Annotated in this window: 24 protein-coding genes; 5 read left to right on the top strand and 19 right to left on the bottom strand. The window is 70.8% G+C overall.

The annotated features are described in order from the left end of the window. Positions 1-2: 2 nt before the first annotated feature. From ACFZBT_RS20930 to ACFZBT_RS20890, 9 genes are all read right to left on the bottom strand, one after another. Positions 3-1,034, bottom strand: coding sequence for an ABC transporter permease subunit (locus ACFZBT_RS20930; protein WP_391105523.1), 1,032 nt, complete (start codon positions 1,032-1,034; stop codon positions 3-5). Positions 1,035-1,339: 305 nt separating this feature from the next. After that, positions 1,340-2,383 (bottom strand): NUDIX domain-containing protein, encoded by a 1,044-nt coding sequence (locus tag ACFZBT_RS20925; protein ID WP_391105521.1) that lies wholly within the window; start codon positions 2,381-2,383, stop codon positions 1,340-1,342. Between the two features lie 147 nt (positions 2,384-2,530). Next, positions 2,531-2,773, bottom strand: coding sequence for a hypothetical protein (locus ACFZBT_RS20920; RefSeq protein WP_391105519.1), 243 nt, complete (start codon positions 2,771-2,773; stop codon positions 2,531-2,533). A 67-nt stretch (positions 2,774-2,840) separates the two neighbouring features. After that, complete coding sequence (locus ACFZBT_RS20915) at positions 2,841-3,065, bottom strand: hypothetical protein (protein ID WP_391105517.1); 225 nt, start codon at positions 3,063-3,065, stop codon at positions 2,841-2,843. A gap of 73 nt (positions 3,066-3,138) precedes the next feature. Beyond that, the gene (locus ACFZBT_RS20910) at positions 3,139-5,532 is read right to left on the bottom strand and encodes an ATP-binding cassette domain-containing protein (RefSeq protein ID WP_391105515.1); all 2,394 of its coding nucleotides are present in this window, start codon (positions 5,530-5,532) and stop codon (positions 3,139-3,141) included. 88 nt (positions 5,533-5,620) lie between these two features. Beyond that, positions 5,621-6,034: a VOC family protein gene (locus ACFZBT_RS20905; protein WP_391105513.1), complete on the bottom strand. Its 414-nt coding sequence runs from the start codon at positions 6,032-6,034 to the stop codon at positions 5,621-5,623. Between the two features lie 10 nt (positions 6,035-6,044). After that, positions 6,045-6,488 carry a helix-turn-helix domain-containing protein gene (locus tag ACFZBT_RS20900; RefSeq protein WP_391105511.1) on the bottom strand — a complete coding sequence of 148 codons (444 nt, stop codon included), beginning with the start codon at positions 6,486-6,488 and terminating at the stop codon, positions 6,045-6,047. Positions 6,489-6,564: 76 nt separating this feature from the next. Next, positions 6,565-7,020, bottom strand: a complete 456-nt coding sequence (locus ACFZBT_RS20895; protein ID WP_391105509.1) for a hypothetical protein — start codon at positions 7,018-7,020, stop codon at positions 6,565-6,567. Between the two features lie 116 nt (positions 7,021-7,136). Beyond that, on the bottom strand, positions 7,137-8,090 hold the full coding sequence (locus tag ACFZBT_RS20890) for an ROK family protein (protein WP_391105507.1): 954 nt from the start codon (positions 8,088-8,090) through the stop codon (positions 7,137-7,139). A gap of 163 nt (positions 8,091-8,253) precedes the next feature. On the opposite strand from ACFZBT_RS20890, the gene ACFZBT_RS20885 reads away from it, so the two are divergent. Both ACFZBT_RS20885 and ACFZBT_RS20880 read left to right on the top strand, forming a co-directional pair. Beyond that, entirely contained in the window at positions 8,254-9,318 is a 1,065-nt protein-coding gene (locus ACFZBT_RS20885; RefSeq protein WP_391105505.1) for a substrate-binding domain-containing protein, read from the top strand. 7 nt (positions 9,319-9,325) lie between these two features. After that, positions 9,326-10,144, top strand: a complete 819-nt coding sequence (locus tag ACFZBT_RS20880) for a hypothetical protein (protein WP_391105503.1) — start codon at positions 9,326-9,328, stop codon at positions 10,142-10,144. Here the strand turns inward: ACFZBT_RS20880 and ACFZBT_RS20875 are convergent. Further along, positions 10,090-11,910: a protein kinase gene (locus ACFZBT_RS20875; RefSeq protein WP_391105501.1), complete on the bottom strand. Its 1,821-nt coding sequence runs from the start codon at positions 11,908-11,910 to the stop codon at positions 10,090-10,092. The genes ACFZBT_RS20880 and ACFZBT_RS20875 overlap by 55 nt on opposite strands. A 143-nt stretch (positions 11,911-12,053) precedes the next feature. After that, a complete protein-coding gene (locus tag ACFZBT_RS20870; RefSeq protein ID WP_391105499.1) occupies positions 12,054-13,355 on the bottom strand; it encodes a DUF6986 family protein in 1,302 nt (433 codons plus the stop codon). Positions 13,356-13,547: 192 nt separating this feature from the next. On the opposite strand from ACFZBT_RS20870, the gene ACFZBT_RS20865 reads away from it, so the two are divergent. Then, on the top strand, positions 13,548-14,453 hold the full coding sequence (locus ACFZBT_RS20865) for an endonuclease/exonuclease/phosphatase family protein (RefSeq protein ID WP_391105497.1): 906 nt from the start codon (positions 13,548-13,550) through the stop codon (positions 14,451-14,453). 57 nt (positions 14,454-14,510) lie between these two features. Here the strand turns inward: ACFZBT_RS20865 and ACFZBT_RS20860 are convergent, their stop codons facing one another. From ACFZBT_RS20860 to ACFZBT_RS20845, 4 genes are all read right to left on the bottom strand, one after another. Further along, the gene (locus ACFZBT_RS20860) at positions 14,511-15,473 is read right to left on the bottom strand and encodes an FAD-binding protein (protein ID WP_391105495.1); all 963 of its coding nucleotides are present in this window, start codon (positions 15,471-15,473) and stop codon (positions 14,511-14,513) included. Positions 15,474-15,528: 55 nt separating this feature from the next. Continuing rightward, complete coding sequence (locus ACFZBT_RS20855; protein ID WP_391105493.1) at positions 15,529-16,317, bottom strand: electron transfer flavoprotein subunit beta/FixA family protein; 789 nt, start codon at positions 16,315-16,317, stop codon at positions 15,529-15,531. A 219-nt stretch (positions 16,318-16,536) separates the two neighbouring features. Continuing rightward, positions 16,537-17,028, bottom strand: coding sequence for a flavin reductase (locus ACFZBT_RS20850; protein WP_391105491.1), 492 nt, complete (start codon positions 17,026-17,028; stop codon positions 16,537-16,539). A gap of 92 nt (positions 17,029-17,120) precedes the next feature. Further along, positions 17,121-17,534: a thioredoxin domain-containing protein gene (locus ACFZBT_RS20845; protein WP_391105489.1), complete on the bottom strand. Its 414-nt coding sequence runs from the start codon at positions 17,532-17,534 to the stop codon at positions 17,121-17,123. Between the two features lie 78 nt (positions 17,535-17,612). Between ACFZBT_RS20845 and ACFZBT_RS20840 the strand changes: the two genes are divergently transcribed. Together ACFZBT_RS20840 and ACFZBT_RS20835 are read left to right on the top strand one after the other, a co-directional pair. Next, the gene (locus ACFZBT_RS20840) at positions 17,613-18,029 is read left to right on the top strand and encodes a DUF4395 family protein (protein WP_391105487.1); all 417 of its coding nucleotides are present in this window, start codon (positions 17,613-17,615) and stop codon (positions 18,027-18,029) included. 187 nt (positions 18,030-18,216) lie between these two features. Beyond that, entirely contained in the window at positions 18,217-18,945 is a 729-nt protein-coding gene (locus ACFZBT_RS20835; RefSeq protein WP_391105485.1) for a 1-acyl-sn-glycerol-3-phosphate acyltransferase, read from the top strand. An 8-nt stretch (positions 18,946-18,953) separates the two neighbouring features. Here the strand turns inward: ACFZBT_RS20835 and ACFZBT_RS20830 are convergent, their stop codons facing one another. The 4 genes from ACFZBT_RS20830 to ACFZBT_RS20815 all read right to left on the bottom strand — a co-directional run bounded on the left by ACFZBT_RS20830 (position 18,954) and on the right by ACFZBT_RS20815 (position 23,421). Then, positions 18,954-19,526: a transglutaminase domain-containing protein gene (locus ACFZBT_RS20830; protein ID WP_391105483.1), complete on the bottom strand. Its 573-nt coding sequence runs from the start codon at positions 19,524-19,526 to the stop codon at positions 18,954-18,956. A 630-nt stretch (positions 19,527-20,156) separates the two neighbouring features. Further along, the gene (locus ACFZBT_RS20825) at positions 20,157-21,227 is read right to left on the bottom strand and encodes a beta-eliminating lyase-related protein (protein WP_391105672.1); all 1,071 of its coding nucleotides are present in this window, start codon (positions 21,225-21,227) and stop codon (positions 20,157-20,159) included. Continuing rightward, on the bottom strand, positions 21,224-21,973 hold the full coding sequence (locus ACFZBT_RS20820; protein WP_391105481.1) for an SDR family NAD(P)-dependent oxidoreductase: 750 nt from the start codon (positions 21,971-21,973) through the stop codon (positions 21,224-21,226). The genes ACFZBT_RS20825 and ACFZBT_RS20820 overlap by 4 nt, the downstream gene beginning before the upstream one ends. A 50-nt stretch (positions 21,974-22,023) precedes the next feature. Next, positions 22,024-23,421, bottom strand: a complete 1,398-nt coding sequence (locus tag ACFZBT_RS20815; RefSeq protein ID WP_391105479.1) for a DUF6421 family protein — start codon at positions 23,419-23,421, stop codon at positions 22,024-22,026. Between the last annotated feature and the right edge of the window lie 84 nt (positions 23,422-23,505).

Raw genomic sequence — 23,505 nt, 5'->3', positions numbered from 1 at the left:
TGTCAGCCGCGCCGGGCGCGGGGGTCCAGGGCGTCCCGGACGCCGTCCCCGAGGAGGTTGAGCGCCAGGACCAGGAGGAAGAGCAGGACGCCGGGCACGAAGAGGTACATCGGGTCCTGGAGGAAGAACTGCGAGGCGTCCGAGAGCAGGGCACCCCAGTCGGGGTTGGGCGGGATGACGCCGACGCCCAGGTACGACAGGGCCGCCTCGGTGGTGATGTTCTGCGGGACGGCCAGCGCGAAGGAGATCAGGATCGGCGCCCACAGGTTGGGCAGGAGCTGCCGGAAGAGGATGTGCCGCCGGCCGGCGCTCATCAGCCGCGCGGCGTCGACGAACTCCCGTTCGCGCAGGGACAGTACCTGTCCGCGTACCAGGCGGGCGGTGTACGCCCAGGCGAAGACTGCGATGTTGAGGACCAGGACGAGGAGGCGCAGGTTCTCGTCGGTGCCGCCGTGGGTGTTGGTCTGCAGTGCGTTCTGGATCACCGGGGTGAGCGCGATGATGAAGAGCAGCTGCGGGAACGCCAGCATCACGTCCATGACCCGGGACAGCAGGGAGTCGACCCAGCCGCCGAAATAGCCGGCCGCGAGTCCCGCGACGACACCGACCACGGTGGACAGCACGGCCGAGGCGAGGCCCACGTACAGGGAGGTGCGCAGGCCGTAGACGATGCGGGCGAACAGGTCGTAGCCGGTGCCCGGTTCGACGCCGAGCAGGTGCCGGGCGCTGATGCCGCCCAGCGATCCGTAGGGGAAGTTGCCCGTGTCCGGGTTGATCGCCTTGTTGTCGGGGGTGATCGGCCCCCAGCCGGTCAGCGCGGTGAGGACCGGCGCGAGCAGGGCGATCACGATGAACAGGACGGTGGCCGCCAGGGCGGCCGTGGTGACCTTGTCCCGCCTGATCCGCCGCCAGGCCATCCGGGCCGGTGAGCGGCCGGCGACGAGCGGGCCGCCGGGTCTGCTGTCCTGCGTCGACGGCTCGGCCGGCAGCGCGGTGCCGCTGCCGGTGTCGACCGGCTGGTGTTGCGTGGTCATCGTACGGACATCCCGGATCTGCCCCTGAGGCAAGGAAATTGAGTGGCGGTCGTGAACGCCGCCGTGAGACATTGCGGACTTTCGCAATGCCGGGCGAGGCCGGTCAAGCCGAGCAGGGGACAGAAAAGGGATTGTTTACGGTCATGGAAAAGTGTTGACGAGAGCGGGGAATGTGATTACCCGCCGCGTGAGGGAATGAGGGAGATTCCTTGGGCAGTACTTAGCGTTGCTGCCGGGTGCGTTTCCTCTCGCTTTTCCCTCGGAATCCTCCGCGCCGGGTAAAGGGCACGAACACGGACCCCGGCTCAGCCGACCGGCACCCCGGCCTCGAGATAGAGCGCCGCTCCGCGTTCGCGCGCCCTCAGGGCCCAGCGCAGCCGCTCGTAGCGCACCGGTGGCAGCAGGTCGGCCGCCTCCTCCTCGGTGACGAACCGCCAGTCGCGCAGCTCCGGCCCGGGCAGCAGCACCCGGCCGGCTTCCGCGGAGTCGAGGAGGCCGCCGTCGAAGAGGAGCCGCAGGCCGCCGAAGCCGGGAGGCGCGGGGCGCTCCCAGTCGACGACGAGCAGGCTCGGTACCTCGTCGAGGTGGATGCCGGTCTCCTCGGCCACCTCCCGTACACCGGCCCGCGCGGGTGCCTCACCGGGTTCGACGACTCCGCCGGGGAACTCCCAGCCGGGCTTGTAGGTGGGGTCGACGAGCAGCACCCGGTCCCGCTCGTCGAACAGGAGCACACCGGCGGCGAGCGTCTCGGCCGTGGGCTCGGGGGTCTGCACGATGTCGCAGACGGGCACGGAGCCGCTCTGCACGGCCTCGGAGATGCGGGCGGCGGCCTCGTACGGGGTGAGGTCGCTGGTGTCGACCGGGTGCGCGTCCGCGGTGAGCCAGGAGGCGAGCGCGGCCCGGTAAGGCTCGATGTGGTCGAAGGACCACTGGCGTATTCGTGTCTCGCCCTCGGGGAGGTCCCGCGGAACCTCACGGCCCGCGATCCGCTCCCGCAGTATCGTTTCGGCCGGAGCGAGCAGGATGTGGCTGACCGGAATCCTGCGCGCGGCCAGGCCGCCGAAGATCTCGTCGCGGTACTCCTGACGCAGCAGCGTCATCGGGACCACCAGGGTTCCGCCGAGCTCGGCGAGCATCGCGGCCGCCGTGTCGATCACGAGCCGTCGCCAGATCGGCAGGTCCTGGAAGTCGCCGACCTCCGCGAGGCGCTTGGGCGGCAGCAGATACCGGAGCGCTCCGCCGATGACCTCGGGGTCGAAGAGCGTGCTGTTCGGGATCAGTTCGATCAGTTCCTGTGCGGTGGTGGTCTTCCCCGCACCGAACGCGCCGTTGATCCAGACGACGGTCACAGGTCCCCCTCTTCTGTTGGCCCCCTGAGGCTTGCCCGCTCCACCCTGCCACGGAAACCAGCCGCAGTTGAGGGCGCATGACGACGGCGCCGTCGCTCCCCTCACGCGGGGAGCGACGGCGCCGTGGGCCGGGGCCGGAGCGGCTCGTCAGCCCTTCTTGTGCTGAACGCCCTTCTTCTGGGCACCCTTCTTCTGGGCGCCCTTCTTCTGGAGGCCGTCCTTACCGGCCACGGACAGTCCGTCCTTGCCGACGGCCTGGTTGAGCGTGTTGAGGGTCTCGTCCACGTTGATCCCGGGGAGCTTCTCTCCGACGGCGTGCGACGGGGTGACCGCCGCGACGACGAAGCCGGTGGCCAGGGAGGCGATGGCGAGCATGCTGCGCTTCTTCATGACCGACTCAACTGTCCGACCCGCTCCGGGGTCACGCCACTGGGCCGTTCGGGCGACACGACGGCTGTCATTCGGTACCGGAGCCCCAGGTCCCGGGCCCGCCGCCGCGCCATTCGATCAGCCCCGACGACGCCGCGTACGCCTCGTCCGCGTCCTCGATCCCCGCCCGGCGCAGAAACTCGGCGACGTCCAGCAGCCCGTACGCGATCCCGAGGAACTGGTCGTCCACACGGACCCGCCGGCCGCCGTCCACGGCGGGCGGGTAGACCACGACGGGCTTCACGGACGCCATGGCACCAGAGTGCGCGGAAACGGCGCCGGGCGCGCGCCGGGGTGGGCCGTTCAGCCTGCCCTTCGCCTCCGCGTCAGGCGCCCACGTAGTCCGCGAGATGCTCCCCGGTCAGGGTGGAGCGGGCCTCGACGAGTTCGGCCGGGGTGCCCTCGAAGACGATCCGGCCGCCGTCGTGTCCGGCGCCCGGGCCGAGGTCGATGATCCAGTCGGCGTGCGCCATGACCGCCTGGTGGTGCTCGATGACGATGACCGACTTGCCGGCGTCGACGAGCCGGTCGAGCAGCCCGAGCAGCTGCTCCACGTCGGCGAGGTGAAGCCCGGTGGTCGGCTCGTCGAGTACGTAGACGCCGCCCTTGTCGCCCATGTGCGTGGCCAGCTTGAGCCGCTGCCGCTCGCCGCCGGAGAGGGTGGTGAGCGGCTGGCCGAGGGTGAGGTAGCCGAGTCCGACGTCCGCCATCCGTTCGATGATCCGGTGGGCCGCCGGGGTGCGTGCCTCACCGGCGCCGAAGAACTTCTCGGCCTCGGTCACCGACATCGCCAGCACCTCGCTGATGTCGCGGCCGCCGAAGCGGTACTCCAGCACCGACGCGTCGAACCGCCTGCCCTCGCACACCTCGCAGGGGGTGGCGACGGTCTGCATGATCGCCAGGTCGGTGTAGATGACACCGGCGCCGTTGCAGGTGGGGCAGGCGCCCTCGGAGTTGGCGCTGAAGAGCGCCGGCTTCACGCCGTTGGCCTTGGCGAAGGCCTTGCGGATCGGGTCGGCGAGACCGGTGTACGTGGCCGGGTTGCTGCGCCGGGAGCCGCGGATCGCGGTCTGGTCGACCGACACCACGCCCTCCTCGGTGGGGATCGAGCCGTGCACGAGCGAACTCTTGCCGGAGCCGGCGACGCCGGTGACGACGGTGAGCACGCCGAGCGGGATGTCGACGTCGACGTTCTGGAGGTTGTTCGCCGTCGCGCCGCGGATCGCGAGCGTGCCGGTGGGTTTGCGGACCGTCTCCTTCAGCGCCGCCCGGTCGCCGAGATGGCGGCCGGTGACGGTGGCGCTCCTGCGCAGCCCCTCCAGGGTGCCCTCGAAGCAGACGGTGCCACCGGCCGTGCCGGCGCTGGGGCCGAGGTCCACGACATGGTCGGCGATGGCGATCGTCTCCGGCTTGTGCTCCACGACGAGCACCGTGTTGCCCTTGTCGCGCAGCCGCAGCAGCAGGTTGTTCATCCGCTGGATGTCATGGGGGTGCAGTCCGATGGTCGGCTCGTCGAAGACGTAGGTGACGTCGGTGAGCGAGGAGCCGAGGTGCCGGATCATCTTGGTGCGCTGCGCCTCGCCGCCGGAGAGCGTGCCCGAGGCACGGTCGAGCGAGAGATAGCCGAGGCCGATCTCCACGAACGAGTCCAGGGTGTGCCGGAGCTTGGCGAGCAGCGGGGCCACCGAGGGATCCTCGATCCCGCGGGCCCATTCGGCCAGGTCGCGGATCTCCATCGCGCAGGCGTCGGCGATGTTGACCTTGCCGATCCTGGAGGAGCGGACCAGCTCGCTGAGCCGGGTGCCGTCGCACTCGGGGCACTCGGTGAAAGTGACCGCCCGGTCCACGAAGGCCCGGATGTGCGGCTGCATCGACTCGCGGTCCTTGGCGAGGAAGGTCTTCTGGATCTTCGGGATCAGCCCCTCGTAGGTGAGGTTGACGCCGTTGATCTTCACCTTGGTCGGCTCGCGGTACAGGAAGTCGTGCCGCTCCTTCTTGGTGTACTCGCGGATCGGCTTCTCCTTGTCGAAGAAGCCCGACTCGGCGATGACGCGCACCACCCAGCCGTCGCCGGTGTAGGTGGGGATGGTGAACGGGTCCTCGGAGAGCGACTTGGAGTCGTCGAACAGCTGGGTGAGGTCGATGTCGGAGACCTTGCCCCGGCCCTCGCAGTGCGTGCACATGCCGCCGGTGCGGCTGAAGGTCACCTTCTGCGTCTTGGTCTTGTCGGCACCCCGGTCGACCGTGATGCCGCCGCTCGCCGAGACCGTGGCGACGTTGAAGGAGAACGCGCCGGGCGGGCCGATGTGCGGGGTGCCGAGCCGGCTGAAGAGGATGCGCAGCATCGCGTTGGCGTCGGTGGCGGTGCCGACGGTGGAGCGCGGGTCGGAGCCCATGCGCTGCTGGTCGACGGTGATCGCGGTGGTCAGCCCGTCCAGCACATCGACCTCGGGCCGGGCCAGGTTCGGCATGAAGCCCTGGAGGAAGGCGCTGTACGTCTCGTTGATCAGCCGCTGCGACTCCGCGGCGATCGTGTCGAACACCAGCGAGCTCTTGCCCGAGCCGGAGACGCCCGTGAACACCGTGAGCCTGCGCTTCGGAATCTCGATGCTGACATCCTTGAGGTTGTTCTCGCGCGCACCGTGCACGCGGATCACGTCATGGCTGTCGGCGGCGTGCGGCCCGGGCGACCGTCTGTCCGTCGTCGTGGCCTTGCTCATCGTGTCTCCATCTGTCGCTCGGACGTTCCGTCCCCCGCACCGAACCGGGAGGTGCGGGGGATGTGGTCTGTGAGGCGCCGCTACGGCATCACGGCTTGAGCTGCTGGATGCGGATCATGTTGCCCGCGGGATCGCGGAAGGCGCAGTCGCGGACGCCGTAGGGCTGGTCGACCGGCTCCTGGACCACCTCGGCGTCGCCCGCCTGGAGCCGCTCGAAGGTGCCGTCGACGTCGGTGGTGGCCAGGACGATGCTCGCGTAGGTGCCCTTGGCCATCATCTCGGCGATGGTGCGGCCCTCGTCCTCGGTGATGCCCGGGTCGGCGGCCGGCGGATGCAGGACGATGCTGGTGCCGGGCTGGCCGACGGGACCGACCGTGATCCAGCGCATGCCCTCGTACCCGACGTCGCCCCGGACTTCGAAGCCGAGGGTGTCGCGGTAGAACGCCAGAGCGGCGTCCGGGTCGTCGTGCGGCAGGAAACTGGCGTGAATGTTGAGGTCCATGGCCACCACGCTAGTTTCGGCTCGGGGCGGGCGCTTCTCGATTCCTGACCGGTCTGGTGACCTGCTTCGCCACGCACGACGGGATCCCCGCGGTGGCCCGCGCCGCCTCGCGCCGGTAGGCGCTGGGCGGCATGCCGACCAGCTCCGTGAAGCGGGTGCTGAAGGTGCCCAGCGACGAGCAACCGACCGCGAAACACACCTCGGTGACGCTGAGGTCGCCCCGGCGCAGCAGGGCCATCGCGCGCTCGATGCGCCGCGTCATGAGGTAGCTGTACGGCGACTCGCCGTACGCCTGCCGGAACTCGCGGCTGAGATGCCCGGCCGACATGTGCACACCCCGGGCCAGCGCCTCCACGTCCAGCGGCTGCGCGTACTCCCGGTCGATCCGGTCCTTGACCCGGCGCAGACGCGCGAGGTCACGCAGGCGCTGTTCCGAGGTGGGTCTGCTGGTCACATGCCGGATCGTGTCACATCGCACGGATATTCGGACGATTTCGGAGGGAAAAGCCGGTGTCCCGGATCGGAGCCCGTCAGGTGAAGTACGTGTCGAACGTGCCGATCCACCAGGCCGCGAGCGGCAGGAGGCACATCTGCACGCCGGCCGTGATCCAGCAGCGGCCGAGCACCGCGATCCCGCAGGTCCACCACGCCGTGCTGCGCAGCGCGCTCACGACCGCGGCCTGGTATCCCCGCCCGGTGGAGTCGACCATGCCCGGATAGCCCATCCAGTCCTCGGTGAAGACGCCGTCCGCCCCGAACACGAGGATCGCCGACACGAACCACAGGTCGGCCAGGAGGGCCGTCACGGCGAGCGCCACGTCGAAGCGCCGGAACTGGGGCGTCGGCAGCAGCAGCCGTACCGCGGGGTGCCCTTGGCGGCGCACCCAGTCCCGCTCCCGGACACGCACCAGCGTGACGACGGTGAACACCAGCGCCCCGAGGGCGGCCGCCCACCCGCCCATGAAGACCAGCCCGAAGAACGTCATCCCGGCACTCACACCGGGCCAGATGCCGCGCCGGGCGGAGTGGTTCCCTCCGGCTCAGGGACGGGTGGGGCCCGGGAGGCGGCCCGGCCCCACCGCCTGAACGTTCCCGCCCGTGCTCACACCCCAGCGGCGGCCGCGTCCGGCCGCTTCGCGAGCGCCGCCGCGGCGGCACCCACCAGTCCGGCGTCGGTGCCCATCTGGGCCGGTGCCACGGTCAGCTGCCGGACGAAGGACAGGGTCGCGTAGGCGCTCAGAGCCTTGCGCAGAGGGGCGAAGAGGACGTCGCCCGCCTTGCCCACTCCCCCGCCGATCACCGCTATGTCGATCTCCACGAGGGTCGCCGTGGCGGCGATCCCGGCGGCCAGAGCCTGGGCGGCACGCTCGAAGGAGGCGACGGCCACCGGGTCCCCGGACCTGGCGGCGGCGGCCACCGCGGCGGCGGAGGTGTCACCGTCGGGGCCGGGCCGCCAGCCGTTCTCCAGGGCGCGCCGGGCGATGTTGGGACCGCTCGCGATGCGCTCGACGCAGCCGTGCGAGCCGCACGGGCACGGATCACCGTCGAGGTCCACGCTGATGTGGCCGATATGGCCGGCGTTGCCGGTGGGCCCGGGGTGCAGTCGTCCGCCGAGCACCAGGCCTCCGCCGACACCCGTGGAGACGACCATGCACAGCGCGTTGTCGTGGCCGCGGGCGGCGCCCTGCCAGTGTTCGGCCGCCGTGATCGCCACACCGTCGCCGATCAGCTCCACGGGCAGGTCTCCGGCCACGGCCCGGACGCGGCCGACGAGCGGGTAGCCGCGCCAGCCGGGCACGTTCACCGGGCTCACCGTGCCCGCCGAGGCGTCCACGGGCCCGGCACTGCCGATGCCCACGGCCGTGGCGCGCTCCCACAGCGGCGACACGGTGAGCTCGCCGAGCACCGCCTCCACGGCCCGCATCACGGTGTCGCCGTCCTCCCGGGCGGGCGTCGGCCGCTGGGCGCGGACCAGGATCCGGCCGTGGCCGTCCACCAGAGCGCCGGCGATCTTGGTGCCGCCGATGTCGAGCGCGGCCACGAGGTCGGTGTGCATCAGTGTCGGATCTCCCCGTCAACCATGAGAAAGAACGTCGAGACGTACTGAGAAATACTGGGAATCGAATCGCGGTGGACAGTCTCCCCCGAGCCTGACAACGTTGTCCAGGCTCTATGCTCGACGCCACATCCTCATACAAACCCAGGATCGACGCACCCCCGTGGACGACAGGACAGGACACCGCACCGTGCCCCAGACCCCCCTCCGATCCGCAACGCGCTACGGCACCAGGCCGACCATGAAGGACGTCGCGGCACGCGCCGGAGTCGGGCTCAAGACGGTCTCCCGGGTGGTGAACGGGGAGCCGGGGGTCACCCCGGAGACGGAGCGGCGGGTCCAGGAGGCGATCGACGCCCTCGGTTTCCGGCGCAACGACAGCGCGCGGGTGCTGCGCAAGGGCCGTACGGCCAGCATCGGCCTGGTCCTGGAGGACCTCGCGGACCCGTTCTACGGGCCGCTGAGCCGCTCGGTCGAGGAGGTGGCCCGCGCGCACGGCGCCCTGCTGATCAACGGCTCCAGCGCCGAGGACCCGGAGCGCGAGCAGGAGCTGGTGCTGGCCCTGTGCGCGCGGCGAGTGGACGGTCTTGTGGTGATCCCGGCCGGTGACGACCACCGGTATCTGGAACCGGAGCTCAAGGCGGGCGTCGCCACGGTGTTCGTGGACCGGCCGGCCGGGTACATCGACGCCGACGTGGTCCTGTCGGACAACTTCGGCGGAGCCCGCGGCGGCGTCGCGCATCTCATCGCGCACGGGCACCGCCGGATCGGCTTCATCGGCGACATGCCCCGCATCCACACCGCCGCCGAGCGGCTGCGCGGCTACCGGGCCGCGATGGAGGACGCGGGCATACCGGTGGCGGACTCGTGGATGTCCCTCGGCGTCACCGACCCCGAGCGGGTGCGCGGGGCGGCCGAGGAGATGCTGTCCGGGCCGGACCCGGTCACCGCGATCTTCACGGCCAACAACCGGGTGACGGTCACCGTGATCCGTGTCCTCGCCGAGCACGCCCGGCGCGTCGCCCTGGTCGGCTTCGACGACATCGAGCTGGCCGACCTCCTGCAGCCGGGCGTCACGGTCGTCGCCCAGGACGCGGCGGTCATCGGCCGCACCGCGGCGGAACGTCTCTTCCGCCAGCTCGACGGCACCCAGATCGCCCCCGAGCGCGTCGAACTGCCGACCCGGCTGATCACCCGCGGCTCCGGCGAACTGCCCCCGGCGGACTGAGCGCCCCATGGATCACCTCACCGATCGCACGCTGCGGGCACTCGGCCTGGCCGAGGCGCCGCGCGAGCATCCGCTGCTGTATCCCGGCGCGTGGCCGGCCGGCTCCGGGCTCCTCGACGGTGACTGCTTCCTGCCGCTGGATCAGCTCGTGTACGAGGACCGCACGCCGGTCCTGGCCATCGGATCCAACGCCAGCCCGGGGCAACTGCGGCACAAGATGGCCGAGTTCGGGATCAGGTCCCCGCTCCCGATGGTGCGGGCCCGGGTGACGGGCGTCGACGCGGGCGTCTCGGCGCACGTGAGCCGCATGGGGTACATGTCCGCCTCGCCGGTCAGTGCCCCGGGCGTGGTGCGGGAGCTGTTCGTCCTCTGGCTCGACGACGAGCAGCTCGCGGTGATCGACGCGAGCGAGGGCGCGCCCGTGCCCAGCGGCAACTTCAACCGGGCCTGGCTGCCCGCGCCCGATGTGCGGATCGACCTCGCGGACGGCACCCGGCTGCCCGGCGCGTACGCGTACGTCAACCGGCACGGGGTCCTGCACGACGGAACCGGCGCGCCGCGCACCCACCCGGGCCAGCGGGAGCTGCTCACCGAGCTGCTCTCCGGCCTGCCGCGCTTCAGGGAGCTCTTCGGCGTGGTGCCCGAGGAGTTCAGCGCGCGGGCCCGCGGTGACCGGCGGTTGTGCGATCGGGGCACACGGCTGTTCATCGAGGAGAAGCTGGTGGCCGCCTCCGGCCTGGAGCGGTACGTCGATTCCGGGCTGACGGGGTCTCAGCAGACCGGGAGCCCGGGGACCGGGCCGTCGTTGTCCCCGCCCTTGACGTAGACGTCGCTGACCCAGACGTTCGTGTTGCCGCTGTCGTCGTCGGTCTTCGCCCACCAGACGTTGGTCCACCGGCCGTCGGTCTCGCGGCGGCCCAGGTTCTGCTGGCAGTAGAAGTAGTTGGTGCCCGCCTTGAGGACACCGACCTTGGTGCCGGAGGCGGTGTAGGAGTCGGCGGTCTTCCAGACCTGGCAGTTGTACTTGCCGCCGCCGATGGCGTGGCAGGCCGGTTCGGGGGCCGGGGTGGTCGGAGTGCCGCCCGTCCCGCCCTCCCCGGAACCGCCTCCGGTGTCGTTGCCGCCGGAGGTGCCCGAGGTCTCGCTCGTGCCGCCGGGGGACTTGGCGGGGGCCGGGGTGTCCGCCCCGCCGGTGGGCGCGGGGTCCTTCTTGTCGCCGGGCTTCCCGGACGGGGCCTTGCCCTTCTCGTCGCCCTGCTGGGTGGGCCGGGGGGCGTTCGAGCCGTCGTCGGTGCGGCCGGGATCCGAGGAGGCCGCGGCGTCGGTACGGGCGGCGCCATCCCGGGAGCCCGCTTCCTTGTCGCCGGAGTGGCTGAGCACGGCGGCCGTGACTCCGGCTGCGGCGAGAACGACGGTGGCGGCCGCGGCCGCGAGCAGCACGCGGGACCTACGGCGGGGCAGGCGGCCGGAGTCCACCGGGCCCGTGGGAGCGGAGGCGCCCGGAGCGGCGGTACCGCCCGGGTCGGACGGTCCGAAGTCGGGCCAAGCGGGTCCCGAGCCGTAGGGGCCCGTCCCCGCACCGGCAGGAGAGCCGGCGGTGCCCGGCTGGACGTTCAGCGGTGGCCCGAACCCCGGCGGCACCGCCGGAACACTGCGCTCCGTGTCCGGGCGTGGAGGCGAGGGCGCGGGCGACGCCGCAGCTTCTCGCAGCGCGGAGGTCGGCGTGTCCGTACCGTCCGAGTCGGCCACCGACTGGAGCAGCTCTCGGGCCTGGTCGGCCTCCGGGCGGGCCTCGGGGCGTTTGTCCATCAGCCGCTGGAGGACGGGGCCGAGAGGGCCGGCCCGCTCGGGCTCCGGCAGCGGGTCGGTGACGATCGCCGTGAGCGTCGAGAACGTGGACGTACGGCGGAAGGGCGAGGCCCCCTCGACGGCCGCGTACAGCGTGGCGCCCAGGGCCCAGATGTCGGAGGCGGGGCCCGGGTCGGCGCCCTGGGCGCGCTCGGGGGCCAGGTAGTCGAGGGAGCCGACGAGTTCGCCGCTGCGGGTGAGGTGGGTGGCCGAACCGTCGCCCGGATCGTCCATGGTGGCGATGCCGAAGTCGGTGAGGACGACGCGGCCCGAGCGGTCGAGCAGGATGTTGCCGGGCTTCACGTCACGGTGCAGGACGCCCGCCCGGTGGGCGGCGGACAGCGCGTCCATGACCTTGGCGCCGATCCCGGCCGCCTCGCCCGAGTCCAGGGTGCCGCGCTCCCGCAGGACGTCGTCCAGGGACGGCCCGTCGACCAGTTCCATGACGATGAGAGGCCGGCCGTCGACCTCCGCGATGTCGTGCACGGCGATGACGCCGGGGTGGCGCACCCGGGCCGCCGCACGCGCCTCGCGCTGCATCCGCAGTCGCAGAGCGGCCAGTTCGGGGCCGGCCACGTCGGTGTAGGTGCGCAGTTCCTTGACGGCGACCTCACGGCCGAGGACCTCGTCGACGGCCTTCCAGACGATGCCCATGCCGCCGCGTCCCAGCCGGCCCGTGACGCGATAACGGCCTGCCAGCAGCCGACCGGCCCCGTCGGTCTGCCCGTACTCCCCCGTTGACACCGCTGCCCCGTTCCTGTGACACCACTGGATCCACCGACACGTCAGTACGTGGCGTACAGAGTACGGGGCGGCGATGACGATGTAAGCCCGCGGTGACGGCTGTGACAGGGCCGGTACGTGCCGGCCCTGTCACAGCGACGCGGTCAGGAGGACGCCGTCAGGTCCGCCCGCCTGGGCGTCGCGAAGCCCTCCAGGTCGGCGCGGGTCAGGCCGGTCAGCCGGGCGACCTCGCCGATGTCGAGGGCGCCGCAGTCCAGGCCGCGCAGCAGGTAGCCGCTGAGGGCCTTGGCGGTGGCGGGTTCGTCCATGACGTCGCCGCCGGTGCGGTTGGCGTAGCGGGCGAGGCGGGCGGCGGCCTGCTCGTAGCCCTCGCGGTAGAAGGCGAAGACGGCCGCGTACCGGGTCGGGATGTGGCCGGGGTGCATGTCCCAGCCCTGGTAGTAGGCCCGGGCCAGGGCGCGGCGGGTGAGGCCGTAGTGCAGGCGCCAGGCCGCGTGCACCTTCTCGGTGGGGCCGACGGGCAGCACGTTGGTGGAGCCGTCCGAGACGCGGACGCCGGTGCCGGCCGCCGCGACCTGCATGACGGCCTTGGCGTGGTCGGCGGCGGGGTGGTCACTGGCCTGGTGGGCGGCGGAGACGCCGAGGCAGGCGCTGTAGTCGAAGGTGCCGTAGTGCAGGCCGGTGGCGCGGCCCTCGGCGGCCTGGATCATGCGGGCGACGGTGGCGGTGCCGTCGGCGGCGAGGATGGACTGGCTGGTCTCGATCTGGATCTCGAAGCCGATCCGGCCGGGCTCCAGGCCGTGGGTCTTCTCGAAGGCGTCCAGCAGTCGTGCCATGGCGGTGACCTGCTCGGCGTAGGTCACCTTGGGCAGGGTGAGCACCAGCCCGCGGGGCAGGCCGCCGGCCTCCATCAGGCCGGTGAGGAAGATGTCGAGGGTACGGATGCCCCGGTCGCGTACGGGCGCCTCCATGCACTTCATCCGGATGCCCATGTACGGGGCCGCGGTGCGCTCCTCGTACGCCTCCGCGATCAGGCGGGCGGCGCGGGCCGCGGCCTCGTCCTCCTCGGCGTCGGGGCGGTTGCCGTAGCCGTCCTCGAAGTCGACGCGCAGGTCCTCGACCGGCTCGCGCTCCAGCTTGGCGCGCACGCGCGCGTGGACGGGCTCGGCGAGTTCCTCGGCGAGGCCGAGCACGGCGGCGAAGGACGCGGCGTCCGGTGCGTGTTCGTCGAGGGCCGCCAGGGCACGGTCGCCCCAGGCGCGGATCGTGTCGGCGGCGAAGACGTCGCCGGGGACGTAGACGGTGTGGACGGGCTGACGGGTGCCGGGGTCTCCGGGGTAGCGGCGCTCCAGTTCGGCGTCGACCGCCGCGAGGGAGGTGCTGATCTCCTCGCTGACGGCGCCCGCGAGGCTCGTCGCCACCTTCTCCTGCCGGCCCTGCCCCATCCCGCACCCTCCATTTTCCGTACAGCGGAATCAATAATCCGTATGACGAAGCTAACTGTCGATCTTCGCTTAGGTCAACACCCTCTTGAAGTGGGATTCCCCATCCTTCACCCTTGGTCACTGCCAACCCGCCCTCTTCTTCCGTATCCAGAAGGCAAGCTTCATGCTGACGCGCAAGGGGAGGGAGACCACGTGCCGAACGAGGTCGGAGTGACGCGCCGCCACGGGCTCAAGGCAGCGGCGGCCGCCGCCATCGCGGGACCGCTGCTCACCACCGCGGGCCCCACACAGCGCGCTTCGGCCGACGAGCACCCGGGCGCCCTGGACGTCATGACGTTCAACGTGCGCTTCGGGACCGTCGTCGACAGGACGCCGCGCTGGGAAGTGCGCCGGCCGGTGATGCGAGAACTGCTGCGCCGCGAGCGACCGCACCTCATCGGCACCCAGGAAGGGCTCTACCGACAAGTGCGCGCGATCGAGAAGGATCTCGGCGGGCACCACGACTGGATCGGCACCGGACGCGGAGGGGGCAGCAAGGACGAGTTCATGGCCGTCTTCTACGACACACGCAGACTCGAGCCGATCGAGTTCGATCATTTCTGGCTGTCCGACACCCCGTACACGATCGCCTCGAACACCTGGGGCGCGGACTGGCTGCGCATGGTGACCTGGGTCCGTTTCGCCGATCTCGCCGACGGGGGACGGGAGTTCTACGTCCTCAACACCCACCTCGACAGCGTCAGCCAGTACGCCCGGGAACGCTCGGCGGGGCTCATCGGCAAGACGATCGCCGGGTGGGACCGGTCGCTGCCGGTCATCGTCACCGGTGACTTCAACGCGGCCGCGCGCGACAACCGGGTGTACGACCTCATGCTGGACATCGGGCTGGTGGACGCCTGGGACGCGGCGGCCTCGCGGGGGCCGGCGTACGGGACGCACCACGGCTACCGGACGCCCAGGCCCGGCGGGCGGCGCATCGACTGGATCCTCACCACGCCCGGGGTGACCACGCACTGGGCCGGGATGAACACCTACTCCGTGGACGGGACGTACCCGAGCGACCATCTGCCGGTGCAGGCCTCGATGACCCTGGGATGAAAAGAGACCCCCGTGACCGTTCGCGCGGTCACGGGGGTCTTCTGCATCCGGATTCGATCAGCCCTTGCGGGTCTTGATCTCCTCGGTGAGGGCCGGGACTACGTCGAAGAGGTCGCCGACGATGCCGTAGTCGACGAGGTCGAAGATCGGAGCCTCGGCGTCCTTGTTGATCGCGACGATGGTCTTCGAGGTCTGCATGCCGGCGCGGTGCTGGATCGCCCCGGAGATGCCGGAGGCGATGTACAGCTGCGGCGACACGGACTTGCCGGTCTGGCCGACCTGGTTGGTGTGCGGGTACCAGCCCGCGTCCACCGCGGCACGCGAGGCACCCACGGCCGCGCCGAGGGAGTCGGCGAGCGCCTCGATGATCGCGAAGTTCTCCGCGCCGTTGACGCCACGGCCGCCGGAGACCACGATCGCGGCCTCGGTCAGGTCCGGACGGCCCGTCGACTCACGCGGCGTGCGGCCGGTGACCTTGGTGCCGGTGGCCTGCGCGGAGAAGGTCACGGACAGCGCCTCGACCGCGCCGGCGGCCGGGGCGGCCTCCACGGCCGCGCTGTTGGGCTTGACCGTGATGACCGGGGTGCCCTTGGAGACACGGGACTTGGTGGTGAAGGACGCGGCGAACACCGACTGGGTGGCCACCGGGCCCTCGTCGCCGGCCTCCAGGTCGACGGCGTCGGTGATGATGCCCGAGCCGATGCGCAGCGCCAGACGCGCGGCGATCTCCTTGCCCTCGGCGGAGGACGGCACCAGCACGGCGGCCGGGGACACGGCCTCGTGCGCGGCCTGGAGGGCGTCCACCTTCGGTACGACCAGGTAGTCGGCGTACTCGGCGGCCTCGTGGGTGAGGACCTTGACCGCGCCGTGCTCGGCGAGCGTGGCGGCGGTGTCTGCGGCGCCGTTGCCCAGCGCGACGGCGACCGGCTCGCCGATGCGGCGGGCCAGGGTCAGCAGCTCCAGGGTGGGCTTGCGGACGGCGCCGTCCACGTGGTCGACGTAGACGAGAACTTCAGCCATGGGACTTCTTCTCTCCTGCTTGCGAAAGATGAGGGGCGGTCAGCGAATGCCGGGCTCAGATGAACTTCTGGCCCGCGAGGAACTCAGCGAGCTGCTTGCCGCCCTCGCCTTCGTCCTTGACGATCGTGCCCGCGGTACGGGCGGGACGCTCGGCCGCGTTGTCGACCGTGGTGTAGGCGCCCTCCAGACCGACCTCCTCGGCCTCCAGGTCCAGGTCGGACAGGTCCCAGGACTCCACCGGCTTCTTCTTGGCCGCCATGATGCCCTTGAAGGAGGGGTAACGGGCCTCGCCCGACTGGTCGGTCACCGACACGACCGCCGGCAGGGACGCCTCCAGGTTCTCCGAGGCGGCGTCGCCGTCGCGGCGGCCCTTGACCGTGCCGTCCGCCACCGACACCTCGGAGAGCAGGGTGACCTGCGGGACGCCCAGACGCTCGGCGAGCAGCGCGGGGACGACGCCCATGGTGCCGTCGGTGGAGGCCATACCGGAGATGACCAGGTCGTAGCCGGCCTTCTCGACGGCCTTGGCCAGGACCAGGGAGGTGCCGATGGCGTCGGTGCCGTGGATGTCGTCGTCCTCGACGTGGATCGCCTTGTCGGCGCCCATGGACAGCGCCTTGCGCAGGGCGTCCTTGGCGTCCTCGGGGCCCACCGTCAGAACGGTGATCTCCACGTCGTCGTCGGAGTTCTCGGAGATCTGCAGCGCCTGCTCGACCGCGTACTCGTCGAGCTCGGAGAGCAGACCGTCCACGTCGTCCCGGTCGACGGTCAGGTCATCGGCGAAGTGCCGGTCGCCAGTGGCGTCGGGCACGTACTTCACAGTGACAACGATCCTCAAGCTCACGCCGGCTCTCCTACTGCATCGTCATTTCTCGGCTGCCTACTTGCAGGCAGCATAGGCGCCTCAAGCGGCCGATTCCGGTCGGGGCGACCCACGCTCCGAGCGAAATATTACTCGTCAGTACACCTAGTTCGTTCCCGCTAAGCAAGCGCTTTGAACTGTGACCTTCGCAACGCAGCGTAACCGGAACTCGACGGTCCCGCAGCCCGGGGGGTACGCCCCTCAGTCGGGCAGTCTCCGGAAACGCCCCTGGTGGTAGAGGAGCGGACGGCCTTCGCCCGTGGGGTCCCCGTGCAGGACCTCGGCGAGCACGAGCCGGTGGTCTCCGGCGGGCACGCGGGCGACGACCCGGGCCACCAGCCAGGCCAGCACGCCGTCGAGCAGGGGAACGCCCTCGGGCCCCTCCCGCCAGGCTGTGGGCGGAGCGAAGCGGTCGGCTCCGTTGCGGGCGAAGGTGGCGGCCAGCTCCTGCTGGTGCTCGCCGAGGATGTGGACGCCGACATGATCGGTCGCCGCGATCGCGGGCCAGCTGGAGGAGCCGGTACCGACGCCGAAGGAGAGCAGGGGCGGTTCGGCGGAGACGGAGGCGAGGGAGGTGGCGGTGAAGCCCACCGGACCGGTGTCGCCACGAGCGGTGATCACGGCGACCCCCGCCGCGTGCCGCCGGAAGACCGAGCGCAGAAGGTCGGGCGTGGCGAGGAGGTCCGAAGGCATGGGGTCAGGCTGACGATAAATGGTGTGCACAGTCAAGTTCGTTTCGTGATGTGGGAGATGGCTCACTGAACGCCCTCACATGCGCCGGGACCTCACACCGCCTCCCCCAGCGCGGCGATCACATCGGCCTTGCGCGGCTGTCCGGTGGCCCGCCGCACCACCCGGCCGTCGGCGTCGAGGACCAGCACGGTCGGGGTCTTGAGGATGTCCAGCCGTCGTACGAGGTCCAGCTGGGCCTCGGCGTCGATCTCGACGTGGGTCACGCCCGGGACCACGCCCGCGACCTCTCCGAGAACCCGCCGGGTCGCCCGGCAGGGCGCGCAGAACGCGCTGGAGAACTGGACGAGCGTCGCCCGTTCGCCGAGTTCCGCGCCCAGTTCCGCCGCACCGAGCCGCTTGCCGTCGTCCCGCCCGCGCACCCTTACTCTCCCGCTCCGCCGCCGTTGCAGCACTCCGAAGGCGCTCGCCGCCGCGAGCACCAGGACACACACCACCAGTCCGGTCATCACCTGATTCAAGCGTTCACGAGACCGCAAAGATTCCCGCCCTCCCAACGGGGCCGCGTTGCGGAATGCTTGGTTCCTATGGACATCGATGCGAGAGGGCCGCGTTTCGGCGCGGCCGTGACGGCCGTCGTCCTGGCGGTCGTTCTGGTCACGGGGAGCGCGTGGCTGCTGGCCTGGCAGACGCTGGCGTTCCTGCTCGGCACGGCGGGCGGGGTGAGCCGGTCGCCGTACGGCCTGCTGTTCCGGAAGGCCGTACGGCCGCGGCTCGGACCGCCGACCGACTTCGAGGCGCCCGAACCGCCGCGTTTCGCCCAGGCGGTGGGACTGCTCTTCGCCGCACTCGGGCTCGTCGGCTACACGCTGGGGCCCGGTTGGCTGGGACTCGCGGCTACCGGCGCGGCGCTCGCGGCGGCCTTCCTCAATGCGGCGTTCGGGTACTGCCTGGGCTGCGAGTTGTACCTGCTCGTGCGCCGGGTGGCGGTACGCGCGGAGTAATAAGGGCGTAAAAGCACGAGGTGGGGTCACACGGGCGACGTGACGAGAATCTCCTCCCCGGCGGGCACGAGGACTGGCTACCCGGCCGTTCTTCGGGCACGATCTGCGACAAGCCGTAAACCTACGGCTCCGTAACTTTCCGCTGGGAATCCCTTCCCAGGCAGAGCAGGAAGGGTCCGACCCGCCCATGGCAGAGCTCGTCTACCGTCCCGTCGTCGGTTTCGCCCGCACGCTGTTCAAGGTGTGGGACCTCAAGATCGACCTCCAGGGTTCGGAGAACATCCCGCGCTCGGGCGGCGCCGTGCTGGTGAGCAATCACATCAGCTACCTGGACTTCGTCTTCGACGGCCTGGCGGCCCTGCCGCAGAAGCGCCTGGTGCGCTTCATGGCGAAGGAGTCCGTGTTCCGGCACCGGGTCTCCGGCCCGCTGATGCGCGGCATGAAGCACATCCCCGTGGACCGCAAGCAGGGCGAGACGGCCTACGCGCACGCCCTGGACTCGCTGCGGTCGGGCGAGATCGTCGGGGTCTTCCCGGAGGCCACCATCTCGCAGTCGTTCACACTGAAGAGCTTCAAGTCGGGCGCCGCGCGCATGGCGCAGGAGGCCGGCGTCCCGCTGATCCCGATGGCGGTGTGGGGCACGCAGCGGCTGTGGACGAAGGGGCACCCCCGCAACTTCAAGCGCAGCCACATCCCCATCACGATCCGGGTCGGCGAGGCGATCGAGGCCTCCCGCGACAAGTACGCGGGCGCGATCACGCGTCAGCTGCGCGAGCGCGTCCAGGAACTCCTCGAGGCCGCCCAGCGCGCCTACCCCGTACGCCCGAAGGGCCCCGAGGACACCTGGTGGATGCCGGCTCACCTGGGCGGCACGGCTCCGACGCCGGAGCAGGTGCGGGCGGCGGAAGCGCACTGACAGGTGCCTCAAAGCGCCGTGGGGAGCGTCTCCCACAAGTGGGGCCGGTCACGGGCCGATGTGAGGGCTCCGAGCACCACCGGGTGAGGCGCGGCGTACAGAACCGGGCAGTCCGTTTCCCCGGACGCCGAATCGGGCGTGAAGGCGAGCCGCTCGCCGTCCAGGGAGAACCGGGCGTCCACCCCCTGCTTGTTGCCCCGGGGGTCCTGCCGGTGCCACGCGCCGTCGAACCGCACGGCGACCAGACCGTGCACCACCTCCAGCTCCTGGTAGCACAGCGCGGTCGGGATGTCCTCGGCCCGTAGCAGCGCCGCGAGCGCGTGCGCCTTGGCGTAGCAGATGCCGGTGCGCTGTTCCAGGACATCCGAAGCGCGCCAGGTGACACGGAGATCGCCCGAGTCCTGCGAGTGCGGGATGGTGTCGCGTACGAATTCGAATGCCACCCGCGCATACTCATACGAGTCCGCGACGCCTTCGGCGAGCCTCGCGGCGGTCTCGCGCACGCGGGGGTGGTGATGGTCGATGACCTCGTCAGCGTCCAAGTAAGCGGAGACGTCTGGGTTTTCTTGAATCAGCCGCATGCGGAAGGACTCTAGGAGCCGAGACTGCCTACGGGCAATTCTTTTTCATGCTTCCGCATATTCATACATCTGCACGCAATCTGAGGGACTCATCCCGCCTGCTCGGCGCCGCGGTGGCCTGCTGCGCCCCGGCGGCGGCCGGAGTCGGGAGCCGGGCCCGCGCACGCCGCGCAGAACGAGCTGTGGAGCAACGCCCCGTACGAGACGGTGCTGCCCGGCGCGGACGCCGACGGTGGTGTCCTGGCCCACGAACTGCGTGCCCGAGCCTGAGGTCAAGGCGGTCTGCGACATGCGCGCGATGCCCGAGGCGCCGCCCGGGGCACGGACGCCGAGCTCGACCTGCGCCCCGTGGCCGCCGTCTCCGAGCCCGACATCGATCCGCAGGACAACTACGGGACGGTCAATCTCCACGCCCGCAACACCGCCGATCTGAGGCTCACCGGCAGCACGGTCGGCGGAGCCGCCGGTGACACCCTGACCGCCCGCGTCACCGTGCACAACGACGGCCCGGCCTGGGTCGCCTCGCTCGGTGTGGGCGCCGCCAACGACGATCCCGAGCTGAGCATCAGTTCCACCCGGACCTGGGCAACAACACCGCGGAGATCGTCGTCAACTGACGAACGATACGGGTCAGCGGGCCATCTCCTCCTTGAGTGCCGCCACGAACGTGTCCACGTCCTCCTCGGTCGTGTCGAAGGCGCACATCCAGCGGACGTCGCCCGCCGCCTCGTCCCAGAAGTAGAAGCGGAACCGCTTCTGCAGCCGCTCGGTCACCTCGTGCGGCAGACGGGCGAACACCGCGTTGGACTGCACGGGGTAGAGGATCTCCACCCCGTGCACGGCGCGGACGCCCTCGGCGAGGCGCTGGGCCATCTCGTTGGAGTGCCGGGAGTTGCGCAGCCACAGGTCCCTGGCGAACAGGGCCTCCAGCTGCACCGACACGAAGCGCATCTTGGAGGCGAGCTGCATGGACAGCTTGCGCAGATGCTTCATGTGGCTGACGGCGTCCTGGTTCAGGACCACGACGGCCTCGCCGAACAGGGCGCCGTTCTTCGTGCCGCCCAGGGAGAAGAGGTCGACGCCGGCGGCGTCGGTGAACGTCCGCATCGGCACGTCCAGGGTGGCGGCGGCGTTGGCCAGCCGGGAGCCGTCCACGTGCACCTTCATGCCGTGCGCGTGGGCGTGCTCGCAGATGGCGCGTATCTCGTCCGGCGTGTAGGCCGTTCCCAGTTCGGTGGTCTGGGCGAGGGAGACGACCTGGGGCATCGCGCGGTGCTCGTCGTCCCAGCCGAACGCCTGCCGATCGATCAGCTCGGGGGTGAGCTTGCCGTCGGGCGTCGGAACGGTGAGCAGCTTCAGGCCACCGACCCGTTCGGGAGCCCCGCACTCGTCGACGTTGATGTGCGCGCTCTCGGCGCAGATCACCGCGCCCCAGCGGTCGGTGACCGCCTGGAGGGCGACGACGTTCGCGCCGGTGCCGTTGAAGACCGGGAACGCCTCGGCCGTGGCGCCGAAGTGGCTGCGGACGACGTTCTGGAGGTTCTCGGTGTACGCGTCCTCGCCGTACGAGACCTGGTGCCCGCCGTTGGCCAGGGCCAGGGCGGCGAGCACCTCCGGGTGGGCGCCGGCGTAGTTGTCGCTGGCGAAACCACGGACTTCCGGGTCGTGATGGCGGCGCGCGTCGGTCTTCGGCGGGTTCACGGCTTCTCGGTGAGCCACAGACGGTTTCCGTTCACTTCGGCGGCGGGCTTGTCCCAGACACCCACGACGGCTTCGGCCAGGTCCTTGACGTCGGTGAAGCCCGCGAACTTCGCGTTGGGTCGCTCGGCGCGCATCGCGTCGTGCACCAGCGCCTTCACCACCAGGATGGCAGCGGCGGACGTCGGGCCCTCGGGGCCCCCCGCCTTGCGGAAGGCGTCGGCCAGCGCGAGCGTCCAGGCCTCGGCGGCGGCCTTGGCGGCGGCGTACGAGGCGTTGCCCGCGGTCGGCTTCGTGGCGCCGGCGGCGCTGATCAGCAGATACCGTCCGCGTTCGCTGCGCTGCAGGGCCTCGAAGAAGGCCAGCGAGGTGTGCTGCACGGTGCGGATCAGGAGCAGCTCCAGGAAGTCCCAGTCGTCGAGACTGGTCTTGATGAAGGTCTCGCTGCCGCGCCAGCCGCCCACGAGGTGGACCACGCCGTCCACGCGGCCGAAGTCCTTCTCGATGTGCGCGGCCCAGTCACGCGTGGACTGCAGATCCAGCAGGTCGACGGGCTCGCCGATGACGCTGGCGCCGCCCGAGGCGTAGCGGGCCGCGTCCACGGCCTCCGCCAGCCGCTCGGGATCGTTGTCGGCGGCGGCGACGGTCGCCCCCGCCTCGGCCAGGCGCAGCAGCGCCGCCCGGCCGGCGGGCCCGCCCGCGCCGGCCACCGCGATCACCGCACCGCTGAGAGCTCCGTTCCCCGCCATCTTCTTCGCCTCCTGAGCAGTGGTCCCGGTTCCGCGGAGGTTTCCGCCGCTCACGCGGCGATCCGCTCGGCGCCGTCCGCCGTGATGCCCTTGGTGGAGGCGATCACGTTCTTCAGCTTCTTGGACAGTGCCTCATAGAACATGCTCAGCGGAAACTCGTCCGGAAGCACGTCATCGACGAGTTTCCGGGGCGGCTGCGTCACATCCAGGGCCTCGGGGCCCTTGGCCCACTTGGAGCCCGGGTGCGGGGAGAGGTACGTGGAGACCAGCTCGTACCCGGCGAACCAGTGGACGAGCTTGGGGCGGTCGATGCCGTCGCGGTACAGCTGCTCGATCTCGGCGCACAGCTGGTTGGTGACCTGCGGGGCACGCTCCCAGTCGATGGTCAGCTTGTTGTCGGTCCAGCGGACGACGTCGTGTTTGTGCAGGTAGGCGAAGAGGAGCTGGCCGCCGAGGCCGTCGTAGTTGCGCACGCGCTCGCCGGTGACCGGGAAGCGGAACATGCGGTCGAAGAGCACCGCGACCTGTACGTCACGGGCCTGCGGGACGCCCTCGCCCGCCAGCTTCACGGCCTCCCTGAAGGCGGTGAGGTCGCAGCGCAGCTCCTCCAGGCCGTACATCCAGAACGGCTGCCGCTGCTTGATCATGAACGGGTCGAAGGGCAGGTCGCCGTGGCTGTGGGTGCGGTCGTGGACCATGTCCCACAGGACGAACGCCTCCTCGCAGCGCTTCTGGTCGTGGACCATCGCGGCGACGTCCTCGGGCAGCTCGAGGCCCAGGATGTCTACGGCGGCGTCGGTCACCCGGCGGAAGCGGGCGGCCTCGCGGTCGCAGAAGATGCCGCCCCAGCTGAACCGCTCGGGCGCCTCGCGCACGGCGATGGTCTCGGGGAACAGGACGGCGGAGTTGGTGTCGTAGCCGGCCGTGAAGTCCTCGAACTTGATGCCGCAGAACAGCGGGTTGTCGTAGCGCGTGCGCTCCAGTTCGGACAGCCAGTCCGGCCAGACCATGCGCAGGACGACCGCTTCGAGGTTGCGGTCCGGGTTGCCGTTCTGCGTGTACATCGGGAAGACGACCAGGTGCTGGAGGCCGTCCGCGCGGCTCGCGGCGGGCTGGAAGGCCAGCAGGGAGTCGAGGAAGTCGGGCACCTCGAAGCCGCTGTCGGCCCACCGGCGCAGGTCCTTGACCAGGGCCTCGTGATAGGCGGCGTCGTGCGGGAGCAGCGGGGAGAGCTCCAGTACCGCGTCGGCGGCCCGGCGGACGGCCAGTTCGGCGTCCGCGGGCTCAGGCGCGCCCTCGGCGGCGAAGTCGATCGACCCGTCCTTGGACTGCCATGGCCGGATCCGCTCCACGGCATCCTTGAGCACGGGCCATGCCGGGTGCTCCACCACCCTGGCCACGGGAGGAACCAGGTCCTCCGAACCCACCTGCACAAGAATTTCCGTCATGTCCCACCTTCCACGGGAGAATCTCGCGTACCTCGACCGTATACACACGAGGTTCCTCCCAGCAAGGGCAGTCTCCGAAAATTA

Source organism: Streptomyces sp. NPDC008137 (assembly GCF_042957035.1).
Taxonomy (GTDB): Bacteria; Actinomycetota; Actinomycetes; order Streptomycetales; family Streptomycetaceae; genus Streptomyces.
This window is presented reverse-complemented; position numbering and strand designations above follow the sequence as displayed.